11 protein-coding genes and 1 pseudogene are annotated in these 12,795 nt (G+C 62.9%); 9 read left to right on the top strand and 3 right to left on the bottom strand.

From position 1 onward, the window contains the following. Position 1: 1 nt before the first annotated feature. The 9 genes from murD to lpxC all read left to right on the top strand — a co-directional run bounded on the left by murD (position 2) and on the right by lpxC (position 10,457). Positions 2–1,348 carry a UDP-N-acetylmuramoyl-L-alanine--D-glutamate ligase gene (murD, locus tag HX851_RS40590; protein ID WP_177062353.1) on the top strand — a complete coding sequence of 449 codons (1,347 nt, stop codon included), beginning with the start codon at positions 2–4 and terminating at the stop codon, positions 1,346–1,348. Beyond that, on the top strand, positions 1,345–2,559 hold the full coding sequence (gene ftsW, locus HX851_RS40585) for a putative lipid II flippase FtsW (RefSeq protein ID WP_177062351.1): 1,215 nt from the start codon (positions 1,345–1,347) through the stop codon (positions 2,557–2,559). The genes murD and ftsW overlap by 4 nt, the downstream gene beginning before the upstream one ends. Continuing rightward, on the top strand, positions 2,549–3,619 hold the full coding sequence (murG, locus tag HX851_RS40580; RefSeq protein WP_177062349.1) for an undecaprenyldiphospho-muramoylpentapeptide beta-N-acetylglucosaminyltransferase: 1,071 nt from the start codon (positions 2,549–2,551) through the stop codon (positions 3,617–3,619). Before ftsW ends, murG begins: the two co-directional genes overlap by 11 nt. Continuing rightward, entirely contained in the window at positions 3,612–5,072 is a 1,461-nt protein-coding gene (murC, locus tag HX851_RS40575) for a UDP-N-acetylmuramate--L-alanine ligase (protein ID WP_177062347.1), read from the top strand. Before murG ends, murC begins: the two co-directional genes overlap by 8 nt. Beyond that, complete coding sequence (locus HX851_RS40570) at positions 5,069–6,037, top strand: D-alanine--D-alanine ligase (protein WP_177062345.1); 969 nt, start codon at positions 5,069–5,071, stop codon at positions 6,035–6,037. Before murC ends, HX851_RS40570 begins: the two co-directional genes overlap by 4 nt. A gap of 3 nt (positions 6,038–6,040) precedes the next feature. Then, entirely contained in the window at positions 6,041–6,910 is an 870-nt protein-coding gene (locus HX851_RS40565) for a cell division protein FtsQ/DivIB (RefSeq protein ID WP_177062343.1), read from the top strand. 14 nt (positions 6,911–6,924) lie between these two features. Beyond that, on the top strand, positions 6,925–8,190 hold the full coding sequence (gene ftsA / locus HX851_RS40560) for a cell division protein FtsA (RefSeq protein ID WP_017123612.1): 1,266 nt from the start codon (positions 6,925–6,927) through the stop codon (positions 8,188–8,190). A 55-nt stretch (positions 8,191–8,245) separates the two neighbouring features. Further along, positions 8,246–9,433: a cell division protein FtsZ gene (gene ftsZ / locus HX851_RS40555; RefSeq protein WP_017123613.1), complete on the top strand. Its 1,188-nt coding sequence runs from the start codon at positions 8,246–8,248 to the stop codon at positions 9,431–9,433. 112 nt (positions 9,434–9,545) lie between these two features. Then, the gene (gene lpxC, locus HX851_RS40550; protein ID WP_007939852.1) at positions 9,546–10,457 is read left to right on the top strand and encodes a UDP-3-O-acyl-N-acetylglucosamine deacetylase; all 912 of its coding nucleotides are present in this window, start codon (positions 9,546–9,548) and stop codon (positions 10,455–10,457) included. 76 nt (positions 10,458–10,533) lie between these two features. On the opposite strand, the pseudogene HX851_RS45485 reads toward lpxC, so the two are convergent. From HX851_RS45485 to HX851_RS40535, 3 genes and pseudogenes are all read right to left on the bottom strand, one after another. After that, positions 10,534–10,663 (bottom strand): annotated as a pseudogene (locus tag HX851_RS45485) (diguanylate cyclase); the annotation flags it as partial. An 88-nt stretch (positions 10,664–10,751) separates the two neighbouring features. Further along, the gene (locus tag HX851_RS40540) at positions 10,752–12,116 is read right to left on the bottom strand and encodes a heavy metal sensor histidine kinase (protein ID WP_177062341.1); all 1,365 of its coding nucleotides are present in this window, start codon (positions 12,114–12,116) and stop codon (positions 10,752–10,754) included. Beyond that, a complete protein-coding gene (locus HX851_RS40535) occupies positions 12,106–12,786 on the bottom strand; it encodes a heavy metal response regulator transcription factor (protein ID WP_177062339.1) in 681 nt (226 codons plus the stop codon). The genes HX851_RS40540 and HX851_RS40535 overlap by 11 nt, the downstream gene beginning before the upstream one ends. Between the last annotated feature and the right edge of the window lie 9 nt (positions 12,787–12,795).

The following is a 12,795-nucleotide window of genomic DNA, read 5'->3' as shown; positions in this document are numbered from 1 at the left end:
CGTGTCGCTGATCGCTTCTGACCACTTCCGCATCATTGTCGGCCTCGGCAAGAGCGGCATGTCCCTGGTTCGCTTCCTGGCGAACCGGGGCGTTGCCTTTGCGGTGGCCGACACGCGGGACAATCCACCGGAGCTGGCCACGTTGCGCCGTGACTATCCGCAGGTGGAAGTGCGTTGTGGCGAGCTGGACGTGGAATTCCTCTGCCGTGCCGACGAGCTCTACGTGAGCCCCGGCCTGGCCCTGGCGACCCCGGCCCTGCAGGCGGCCGCGGCCCGTGGCGTGAAGCTGTCCGGCGATATCGAGCTGTTCGCGCGTAACGCGAAGGCGCCGATCGTCGCCATCAGCGGTTCCAATGCCAAGAGCACCGTGACCACCCTGGTCGGCGAGATGGCCGCGGCGGCCGGCAAGCGCGTGGCGGTCGGCGGCAACCTCGGGACCCCGGCGCTGGACCTGCTCAGTGACGATGTCGAGCTGTACGTGATGGAACTGTCGAGCTTCCAGTTGGAAACCACCGATCAGCTGGGCGCCGAAGTGGCGACCGTGCTCAATGTCAGTGAAGACCACATGGACCGCTACAGTGGCCTGCCGGCTTATCACCTGGCCAAGCACCGGATCTTCCGGGGCGCGAAACAGGTGGTGGTCAACCGCCAGGACGCGCTGTCCCGTCCGCTGATGAGTGAAGGCCTGCCGTGCTGGACCTTCGGCCTCGGCAAACCGGATTTCAAGGCCTTCGGCCTGCGTGAAGAAGATGGCGAGAAATACCTGGCCTTCGAGTTCCAGAACCTGATGCCGGTGCGCGAACTGAAGATCCGTGGTGTCCACAACCAGGCCAATGCCCTCGCGGCGCTGGCACTCGGGCATGCCGTGGGGCTGCCGTTCGACGCCATGCTTTCTAGCCTGAGGACTTTCGCCGGTCTTGAGCACCGCTGCCAATGGGTGCGCGAACTGCACGGCGTGAATTACTACAACGATTCCAAGGCCACCAATGTCGGTGCTGCCCTGGCCGCGATCGAAGGCCTGGGCGGCGATATTACCGGCAAGCTGGTGTTGATCGCCGGTGGCGATGGCAAGGGCGCTGACTTCAGCGGTCTGCGCGGCCCGGTCGCGGCCAATTGCCGGGCGGTGGTCCTGCTCGGCCGGGATGGCGAGCTACTGGCCAAGGCCCTCGGCGATGATGTGCCGCTGGTCCGTGCACAGACCCTGGACGAGGCTGTACAGCGCTGTGCCGAACTGGCCGAGTCGGGTGACGCGGTATTGCTGTCGCCGGCTTGCGCCAGTTTCGACATGTTCAAGAACTACGAAGAACGCGGGCGCCTGTTCGCCCAGGCCGTGGAGGGGTTGGTATGAATTTCAACATCATCAAACCTTATCCATCGCCGCTCATTACCGGACGTGGCGTCGACGTCGACTTCCCCATGCTCGCCGGTTGCCTGGCGCTGCTCGGGCTCGGACTGGTAATGATCACCTCGGCCTCGTCCGAAGTCGCAGCCGTGCAGTCGGGCAACGCGCTGTATCACATGATTCGCCACCTGATCTATCTGGTCATCGGCCTGGGCGCCTGTATCGCCACGATGATGGTGCCGATCGCCACCTGGCAGCGCATGGGCTTCATGATGCTGGTGGGTGCGTTCGGTTTGCTGGTGATGGTGCTGCTGCCGGGCATCGGCCGCGAAGTGAACGGCTCGATGCGCTGGATCGGCTTCAGTTTCTTCAACGTGCAGCCTTCGGAAATCGCCAAGGTCTTCGTGGTGATCTACCTCGCCGGTTATCTGGTGCGGCGGCAGAAGGAAGTGCGGGAAAGCTGGATGGGCTTCTTCAAGCCGTTCATCGTATTGCTGCCGATGGCCGGCCTGTTGCTGATGGAGCCGGACTTCGGCGCCACCGTGGTGATGATGGGTGCGGCCGCGGCGATGTTGTTCCTCGGCGGCGTGGGCTTGTTGCGCTTCGGTCTGATGGTCCTGCTGGCGGTGGTCGCGGTGGTGGTGCTGATCAAGGCGCAACCTTACCGGATGGCGCGTCTGACCACCTTTACCGACCCCTGGGCCGACCAGTTCGGTTCCGGTTACCAGTTGACCCAGGCGCTGATCGCCTTCGGTCGTGGGGAGTGGCTGGGTGTCGGCCTGGGCAACAGCGTGCAGAAACAATTCTACCTGCCGGAAGCCCATACCGACTTCGTGTTCTCCGTGCTGGCGGAAGAGCTGGGCGCCGTCGGCTCCCTGTGCACCGTCGCGCTGTTCGTGTTCGTCAGCGTGCGGGCGATGTACATCGGCTTGTGGGCCGAGAAGGCCAAGCAGTTCTTCGCCGCTTATATGGCCTATGGCCTGGCATTCCTGTGGATCGGTCAGTTCCTGATCAATATCGGCGTGAACGTCGGTCTGCTGCCGACCAAGGGCCTGACCTTGCCGTTCCTCAGTTATGGCGGCAGCTCGCTGGTGATCTGCTGTGCCTGTCTCGGCCTGTTGCTGCGTATCGAGTGGGAGAGTCGGACCCACCTGGGCAGCGAAGAGATGGAATTCGATGAAAGCGACTTTGCGGAGGACACTCCCCATGGGCGCTAACGTACTGATCATGGCCGGCGGTACCGGCGGCCACGTGTTCCCGGCGCTGGCCTGTGCCCGTGAGTTCCAGGCGCGGGGCTACACCGTGCACTGGCTGGGCACGCCACGGGGCATCGAAAACGAGCTGGTGCCGAATGCCGGCTTGCCGCTGCACCTGATCAATGTCGCGGGGCTGCGGGGCAAGGGCAAGCTGTCGCTGCTCAAGGCACCGTTTGTCCTGCTGAAAGCCGTCTGGCAGGCGCGCAAGGTGATTCGCCAACTGCAACCGGTCTGCGTGCTGGGCTTCGGTGGTTATGTCACCGGTCCCGGTGGCGTTGCCGCGCGGTTGGCCGGGGTGCCGGTGATCGTGCATGAGCAGAATGCCGTGGCGGGTACCGCCAATCGGCTGCTGGTGCCCTTGGCGGCCCGGGTCTGCGAAGCTTTTCCGAATACCTTCGGCGCCTCTGGAAAACGTCGGACCACCGGTAATCCGGTGCGTACCGAACTGTTCCTGGAAACCCCGCGCCAGGCCCTCGCCGGACGTCGCGCGCGCCTCCTGATCCTTGGCGGCAGCCTCGGTGCCGAGCCGTTGAACAAGTTGCTGCCGGAGGCCCTGGCCCAGGTGCCGGCCGAGTACCGCCCGGAAGTGTTCCACCAGGCCGGGCGCAATCATGACGAAGTCACCGCCGAACGCTACAAGGCGGCTGGCGTCGAGGCGCAGGTGGCACCGTTTATCAAAGACATGGCCCAAGCCTATGGCTGGGCCGACCTGGTGGTCTGTCGCGCAGGCGCCTTGACCGTCAGTGAACTGGCTGCGGCCGGTCTGCCTTCGTTGCTGGTGCCCTTGCCCCATGCGATCGATGACCACCAGACCCGCAATGCCGAATATTTGGCCGGGGAGGGCGCCGCCTTCCTGCTGCCGCAAAGAACGACTGGCGCCGCCGACCTGGCGGCACGCCTGACAGAGGTTTTGATGCAACCGGAACGACTGAACACCATGGCGAGCACCGCACGCCGCCTGGCCAAGCCCGATGCAACCCGCACCGTCGTCGAGATCTGCCTGGAGGTGGCCCATGGTTGAGAATCAGAAAGCCATGCCGCAACCGGAAATGCGCCGTATCCGCCGTATCCACTTCGTCGGTATCGGCGGCGTGGGCATGTGCGGGATCGCCGAAGTGTTGTTGAACCTGGGCTATGAAGTGTCCGGTTCCGACCTGAAAACCTCGCCGGTCACTGACCGGCTCGAATCGTTTGGCGCGCAGATCTTTATCGGTCACCGCTCCGAGAACGCCGCCAGCGCCGATGTGCTGGTGGTTTCCAGCGCCGTGAACAAGTCCAACCCGGAAGTCGCGACCGCCCTGGAGCGGCGTATCCCGGTGGTGCCACGGGCCGAGATGCTCGCCGAGCTGATGCGTTATCGCCACGGGATTGCCGTTGCCGGTACCCACGGCAAGACCACCACCACCAGCCTGATCGCCTCGGTGTTCGCCGCCGGCGGCCTGGACCCGACCTTCGTCATCGGTGGCCGCCTGAATGCCGCGGGTACCAATGCCCAGCTCGGCACCAGCCGCTACCTGATCGCCGAAGCCGATGAAAGCGACGCCAGCTTCCTGCACCTGCAGCCGCTGGTCGCGGTGGTCACCAACATCGACGCCGACCATATGGACACCTACGAGGGGGACTTCAACAAGCTGAAGAAGACCTTCGTCGAGTTCCTCCACAACCTGCCGTTCTACGGTCTGGCAGTGGTCTGCCTGGACGATCCGGTGGTGCGCGAGATTCTTCCGCAGATCGCCCGTCCGACCGTGACCTACGGGGTTCACGAAGACGCTGACGTGCGCGCGATCAATATCCGCCAGGCCGGCATGCAGACCCACTTCACCGTGTTGCGTCGCGACCGCGAGCCGCTGAACGTCTCGGTGAACATGCCGGGCAACCACAACGTGCTCAACTCCCTGGCGACCATCGCCATCGCCACTGACGAGGGCATCAGCGATGAAGCCATCGTCCAGGGCCTGTCGGGCTTCCAGGGCGTCGGTCGACGCTTCCAGGTCTACGGCGAATTGCCGGTGGACGGCGGCAGCGTGATGCTGGTCGACGACTACGGCCACCACCCGACCGAAGTCGCGGCGGTGATCAAGGCCGTGCGCGGTGGCTGGCCGGAACGCCGCCTGGTGATGGTCTACCAGCCGCACCGCTACACCCGTACCCGCGACCTGTATGACGATTTCGTCCAGGTGCTGGCCGACGCCAATGTACTGTTGCTGATGGAAGTCTACCCGGCTGGTGAAGAGCCGATCCCGGGGGCGGACAGCCGTCAGCTGTGCCGCAGTATCCGTCAGCGTGGCCAGCTCGACCCGATCTACATCGAGCGTGGCGTGGAACTGGCCCCGCTGGTCAAACCGCTGTTGCTGCCGGGCGACATCCTGCTGTGCCAGGGCGCCGGTGATATCGGTGGGCTCGCCCCGCAGTTGCTCAAGAGTGCGTTGTTCGCCGGCGCCGTTGCAGCAGTCAGCCCGGGGAAAACGAAATGACCGCTGCCTACGCCAACCTGTTCTCGACCCTCGAACCGAAAACTTTCGGCCGGGTCGCCGTGTTGTTCGGTGGCAAGAGCGCCGAGCGTGAAGTCTCGCTGAAGTCCGGTAACGCAGTGCTCGAAGCCCTGCAGAGCGGCGGTGTCGATGCGTTCGGCATCGACGTGGGCGACGACTTCCTGCAGCGCCTGCTGCACGAAAAAATCGACCGCGCCTTTATCATTCTTCATGGCCGCGGTGGCGAAGACGGCAGCATGCAGGGCCTGCTGGAGTGCCTGGGCATTCCTTACACCGGCAGCGGCATTCTCGCTTCGGCCCTGGCCATGGACAAGCTGCGCACCAAGCAGGTCTGGCACAGCCTGGGGATTCCGACGCCGCGTCATGCCGTGTTGAGTTCGGAGGCCGACTGTATTTGCGCCGGCGCGGAACTGGGTTTCCCTTTGATCGTCAAACCTGCTCATGAAGGCTCCAGTATTGGCATGGCCAAGGTGACCGGCGTCGATGAACTGATCGTCGCCTGGAAAGCCGCCGCCACCTACGACTCGCAAGTGTTGGTCGAACAATGGATCCAGGGTCCGGAGTTCACCATCGCCACCCTGCGCGGGCAGATCCTGCCACCGATCGCCCTCGGCACCCCGCATTCGTTCTATGACTACGACGCCAAGTACCTGGCTTCCGATACCCAGTACCGGATTCCGTGTGGCCTCGACAGCGACAAGGAAAAAGAACTGATGGACCTCACGGCGAAAGCCTGTGAGGCGCTCGGTATTGCCGGTTGGGCGCGTGCCGACGTGATGCAGGATGCCGATGGGCAGTTCTGGTTCCTGGAAGTCAACACCGCCCCGGGCATGACTGACCACAGTCTGGTGCCCATGGCGGCACGGGCGGCCGGTCTCGATTTCCAGCAGTTGGTGCTGGCGATCCTGGCGGAAAGTGTCGCCAGTCACGTAGAGCCGCGAGGTTAAACCATGCACGGCGCGCAGATTCGTCATCAGCCACCCGCACCCGGCCGTAACAAGCCGGTGCCGCGGGGTGCCAGCCGAATGGTGGCTAAAGAGCCGATGTCGGTGCGCCTGCCAAAAGCCAACTTCGGCTTTTTGAAGCGCCTGATGTGGCCGGTGTTGCTGGTGGCCCTGGGCTTCGGCACTTATGAAGGCGCCCAGCGCCTGTTGCCCTATGCGGATCGGCCGATCAGCAAGATCAACGTCCAGGGCGACCTCAGCTACATCAGCCAGCAGGCGGTGCAGCAGCGGATCGCGCCGTACGTCGCGGCGAGCTTCTTCACCATCGACCTGGCGAGCATGCGCGCCGAGCTGGAGACCATGCCGTGGATTGCCCACGCCGAGGTCCGGCGTGTGTGGCCGGACCAGGTGGTGATCCGCCTGGAAGAACAGCTGCCCGTGGCGCGCTGGGGCGACGAAGCGCTGTTGAACAACCAGGGCCAGGCGTTCGCGCCACGGGAACTGGCGAACTACGAACATCTGCCGCAGCTGTTCGGCCCGCAGCGGGCTCAACAGCAGGTGATGCAGCAGTACCAGGTCCTGAGTCAGATGTTGCGCCCGCTGGGCTTCTCCATCGCCCGGCTGGAACTGCGTGAGCGGGGCAGCTGGTTCCTGACCACCGGCGCAGGAAGCGCGGGGCCGGGTATCCAGTTGTTGTTGGGCCGCGACCATCTGGTCGAGAAGATGCGCCGTTTCATTGCCATTTATGAAAAAACGTTGAAAGAACAGATTACGAACATTGCCAGCATCGATCTGCGTTACTCCAACGGCCTGGCCGTCGGATGGCGGGAACCTGTGGCGCCCGTGACGGCCAAACCCGCCGTTGCGAAGAATTAAGAAGAGGCAGGACCATGGCAAACGTGCAAAGCGGCAAAATGATCGTCGGACTGGATATCGGTACCTCCAAGGTGGTGGCGCTGGTAGGCGAGGTCGCGGCCGATGGCACGCTGGAAATCGTCGGTATCGGTACCCATCCTTCGCGCGGCCTGAAGAAGGGCGTGGTGGTGAATATCGAGTCCACCGTGCAGTCGATCCAGCGCGCGGTAGAAGAAGCGCAACTGATGGCCGGTTGCCGGATCCACTCGGCGTTCGTCGGCGTGGCGGGCAATCACATCCGTAGCCTGAATTCCCACGGCATCGTCGCGATCCGTGATCGCGAAGTCAGCTCGGCGGATCTCGAGCGTGTACTGGACGCGGCCCAGGCCGTGGCGATCCCGGCTGACCAGCGGGTCCTGCACACCCTGCCGCAGGACTACGTGATCGATAACCAGGAAGGTGTTCGCGAGCCTCTGGGCATGTCCGGCGTACGCCTGGAAGCCAAGGTCCACGTGGTCACCTGCGCGGTGAACGCGGCACAGAACATCGAGAAGTGCGTGCGTCGCTGCGGCCTGGAAATCGACGACATCATCCTCGAGCAACTGGCCTCCGCCTACTCGGTGCTGACCGACGACGAGAAAGAGCTGGGCGTCTGCCTGGTGGACATCGGCGGCGGTACCACCGACATCGCGATTTTCACCGAAGGCGCCATCCGCCACACCGCCGTGATCCCGATTGCCGGTGACCAGGTGACCAACGACATCGCCATGGCGCTGCGCACCCCGACCCAGTACGCCGAAGAGATCAAGATCCGCTACGCCTGCGCCCTGGCCAAGCTGGCCGGTGCCGGTGAGACCATCAAGGTCCCGAGCGTCGGCGATCGTCCGCCGCGCGAGCTGTCCCGCCAGGCCCTGGCCGAAGTGGTCGAGCCGCGCTACGACGAGTTGTTCACCCTGATCCAGGCCGAGCTGCGTCGCAGCGGCTACGAAGACCTGATCCCGGCCGGCATCGTCCTGACCGGCGGTACTTCGAAGATGGAAGGCGCGGTCGAACTGGCCGAGGAAATTTTCCACATGCCGGTGCGTCTGGGCGTGCCGCACACCGTCAAGGGGCTGTCGGACGTGGTCCGCAACCCGATCTATTCAACTGGGGTAGGGCTGTTGCTGTACGGGCTGCAAAAGCAGTCGGACGGCATTTCCCTGTCCGGCTACAACGGCGGCAACAGAAACGACTATCGCGATGAAGAACAGAAAGCACCGGTGCTGGAGCGTTTGAAACGCTGGGTACAGGGCAACTTTTAAAGTTTCAAAGCAGTAGAAGTAGGCGAAAAAACTAGAGAATGAAAGGAGAGGGAACATGTTCGAACTCGTAGACAACGTCCCACAAAGTCCGGTAATCAAGGTTATCGGCGTCGGCGGTGGCGGCGGCAACGCTGTCAACCACATGGTCAAGAGCAACATTGAAGGCGTCGAGTTCATCTGCGCCAACACCGATGCCCAGGCGCTGAAGAACATCGGCGCGCGGACCATCCTGCAACTGGGCACCGGCGTGACCAAGGGCCTTGGCGCTGGCGCCAACCCGGAAGTCGGTCGTCAGGCCGCCCTGGAAGACCGCGAGCGTATCGCTGAAGTGCTGCAAGGCACCAACATGGTCTTCATCACCACCGGCATGGGTGGCGGTACCGGTACCGGTGCGGCCCCGATCATCGCCGAAGTGGCCAAGGAAATGGGCATCCTCACCGTTGCGGTGGTGACCCGTCCGTTCCCGTTCGAAGGCCGCAAGCGCATGCAGATCGCCGATGAGGGCATCCGCGCGCTGAGCGAAAGCGTCGACTCGTTGATCACCATTCCCAACGAGAAGCTGCTGACCATCCTGGGTAAGGACGCCAGCCTGCTGTCGGCTTTCGCCAAGGCGGACGATGTACTGGCCGGTGCCGTTCGCGGTATCTCCGACATCATCAAGCGTCCGGGCATGATCAACGTCGACTTTGCCGACGTACGCACCGTGATGAGTGAAATGGGCATGGCGATGATGGGCACTGGCTGTGCCAGCGGTCCGAACCGTGCACGTGAAGCCACCGAAGCGGCGATCCGCAACCCGTTGCTCGAAGACGTGAACCTGCAAGGTGCACGCGGCATCCTGGTGAATATCACCGCCGGTCCTGACCTGTCCCTGGGTGAGTACTCCGACGTCGGTAGCATCATCGAAGCCTTCGCTTCCGAGCACGCCATGGTCAAGGTCGGTACCGTTATCGATCCGGACATGCGCGACGAGCTGCACGTGACCGTGGTCGCCACCGGCCTGGGCGCGAAAATAGAGAAGCCGGTCAAGGTGATCGACAATACCCTGCAGACCACTCAGTCCGCCGCCGCACCAGCACCTGCCCGTCAGGAACTGCCGTCGGTGAACTACCGTGACCTGGATCGTCCGACCGTCATGCGCAACCAGGCCCAGGCCGGTGCTGCGACTGCCGCGAAGATGAACCCGCAAGACGACCTGGACTATCTGGACATCCCGGCTTTCCTGCGTCGCCAGGCCGATTGATGGAATGTATCAGGAGTATTAGGGTGATTGGTGTTCAGCAAAGGCCTGGTCTGCTATCATCGCCAGCCTTTGTTGATACCTGTTCGCAATTTGCGCTGAAGCGGCCCATGCCATGATTAAACAACGCACCCTGAAAAATATTATCCGTGCTACAGGTGTCGGCCTGCACTCCGGCGAGAAGGTCTACCTGACCCTCAAGCCAGCGCCTGTGGACACCGGCATCGTGTTTTGTCGCGCCGACCTCGACCCTGTGGTGCAGATCCCTGCGCGCGCGGAAAACGTTGGCGAAACCACTATGTCGACCACGTTGGTCAACGGTGACGTCAAGGTGGACACGGTGGAGCACTTGCTCTCGGCCATGGCCGGCCTGGGCATCGATAACGCCTACGTCGAGCTCTCCGCGTCCGAAGTCCCGATCATGGATGGTAGCGCCGGACCCTTCGTATTCCTGATTCAATCTGCCGGCCTGGAAGAACAGGACGCAGCCAAGAAGTTCATCCGCATCCTGCGTGAAGTCACAGTGGAAGACGGCGACAAGCGCGCCACTTTCGTGCCTTTCGAAGGTTTCAAGGTGAGCTTCGAGATCGATTTCGATCACCCGGTGTTCCGTGACCGCACCCAGAGTGCCAGCGTGGATTTTTCCAGCACTTCGTTCGTAAAAGAAGTCAGCCGCGCCCGGACCTTTGGTTTCATGAGTGATATCGAGTACCTGCGCAAGCACAACCTCGCACTCGGCGGTAGCGTGGAAAACGCCATCGTGGTCGATGCAGACGGTGTTCTGAACGAAGACGGCCTTCGTTATGAAGACGAATTCGTGAAGCACAAGATCCTGGACGCCATTGGTGACCTCTACCTGCTGGGCAATAGCCTGATTGGTGAGTTCAAGGGCTTCAAGTCGGGCCACGCACTGAACAACCAGCTCCTGCGCAAGTTGATTGAGCAGACCGATGCCTGGGAAGTCGTGACCTTCGAAGACGCCAGCACCGCGCCGATCTCTTACATGCGTCCTGTTGCGGCCGTGTAACGACTCTCTCCTTTTGTTGTTTTTAAAAGCCGCCTTCGGGCGGTTTTTTTTATCCGCCGACAGGGATATGCAACGCCCGGTCGCGTTTCAGGCAGGATCACGGAAAACTCTTCGCCGCCATAATGCGCCGCGATGTCGCCAGGGCGGCGAATGCCGTCGCTGATCACCCGTGCCAGGCGTTTCAGCGCTTCATCACCGAGCGGATGACAAGGTTTATTGACGCATACATAGATTCCACGCAAGAAAAAGGCCAGTTCCAAGGTGCCGGCCCTCTGAGTTTTCGGGGAGCATTGTTCAGGCCGGCAGGTAGATCCCGAAGGTATTGATGCCGTCGCCGCTGCGCACGAACACATCGCCGCCATGCATCAGTGCGATCGCCTTGACGATAGCCAGGCCCAGACCGTGGTTGGCGCCGCTGTTGCTGCGCGAGGCGTCGACCCTATAGAAACGCTCGAACAGGCGTGACAGGTGTTCGCTGGCGATGGTTTCCCCGGGGTTGGACACGGCGATTGCCACCTGCTCGCCCTCCTGGCTGATACGCACCACGATCACCTGTCCAGGCGCGGTGTGTTGCACCGCATTGCTCAACAGGTTGATCAGGGCCCGGCGCAGGTGGGCGATCTCGATCTGCACCTGGGCATCGCCGCTGACCTCGACCCTCACCTGGGCGTCTTCGAGGATGAAGTCCAGGTAATCCAGGGTCGTCGCGACTTCCCCGGCCAGGGACGTGGTGATCAGCTTGGTGGCCTTGCTGCCCTGGTCGGCGCTGGCGAGGAACAGCATGTCATTGATGATCGAGCGCAGCCGCTCCAGCTCTTCGAGGTTCGATTGCAGCACTTCGAAATAATGCTCCGCGGAACGTCCGCGGGTCAGCGCCACCTGGGTCTGGCCGATCAGGTTGGTCAGTGGCGAGCGCAGTTCGTGAGCGACATCGGCATTGAACGATTCCAGTCGCGAATAGGCCTGCTCCACCCGTTCCAGGGTCGAGTTGAAGGAGTTGACGAACTGGCTGAGTTCCGGCGGCAGCGGCGACAGTTGCAGGCGTCCGGTCAAGCGTGGCGGTGCCAGCTTGCGGGCTTCCTGGGACAGCTTGATCAGCGGCTTCAGGCCGATCCGCGCCACCCAGTACCCCAGGGCCGAAGCCAGCAGAACGCCGACGATGGCCAGGCCGATCAGAGCGATCAGCAACTGATGCTGGGTCTGCCAGAACGTCTCGGTATCGATGGCGATCAGGAACTGCAGCGGCGGCCGTTGATCCTTGGCCGGCATGGTGTTGAGCAAGACCTTGAACGGGTAGGCGTGTCCCGGCAGGCGCAGGTCGCGCATGCCCTTGGGGCCGGCGGCGAAGGCGCGGATCTGCGCATCGGGATTACCGTATTCATAGTTGGGATCACTGCTGACCACCCAGAAGCGGATGCGCTTGTCTTCTTCGCCCAACTGCTTGAGCTTGGCGTTGATCTTCACCCAGTGGTCCGGGGTGCCGAAGCGATTGACCGAGGATTCGAGCACGCTGTAGCGCGCATCCAGTTCGGCCTCGGGCAACAGGCCCAGGCCCTTGTCGACCTGCTGGTACAGGGCCCCGCCGATCAGCAGGAACACCAGCATCGCCACCAGGCTGAACAGCCCGCTCAGGCGCAGGGCGATGGAGTTAGTCGACACTGCGACTCTCCAGCACATAGCCCATGCCCCGGATGGTGTGCAGCAGTTTCTGTTCGAACGGCCCGTCGAGCTTGGCCCGCAGGCGCTTGATCGCCACCTCGACGACGTTCGCGTCGCTGTCGAAATTGATGTCCCAGACCATTTCGGCAATCGCCGTCTTCGACAGGATTTCGCCCTGGCGCCGGGCCAGCACGCTGAGCAGCGAGAACTCCTTGGCGGTCAGGTCCAGGCGGCTGCCGGCACGGCTGGCCTTGCGGCTGATCAGGTCGACCCACAGATCGGCGACGCTGATCTGCACGGGCTCGTGGCCGCCGCCACTGCGCCGGGTCAGGGCCTGCAGGCGCGCCACCAGTTCAAGAAAGGAAAACGGCTTGCCCAGGTAATCGTCGGCGCCGTCGCGCAGGCCGCGGATACGATCCTCGACACGCTCGCGGGCGGTGAGCATGATCACCGGCGTCTGCTTGCGCGCCCGCAGTGCCTTGAGTACGCCGAAACCGTCGAGCTCCGGCAGCATCACGTCGAGGATGATCACCGCGTAGTCGCTTTCCAGCGCCAGGTGCAGCCCACCGACACCGTCACGCGCCAGGTCGACGGTATAACCCTGCTCCGTCAGGCCGCGATGCAGGTAGTCGGCGGTCTTCTCTTCATCTTCGATAATCAGAACACGCATGACCCAGCC

Source organism: Pseudomonas gingeri (assembly GCF_013385635.1).
Lineage (GTDB): Bacteria > Pseudomonadota > Gammaproteobacteria > Pseudomonadales > Pseudomonadaceae > Aquipseudomonas > Aquipseudomonas gingeri_A.
The sequence above is the reverse complement of the archived record's forward strand: the minus strand, read 5'-3'. Positions and strand labels throughout refer to the sequence as shown.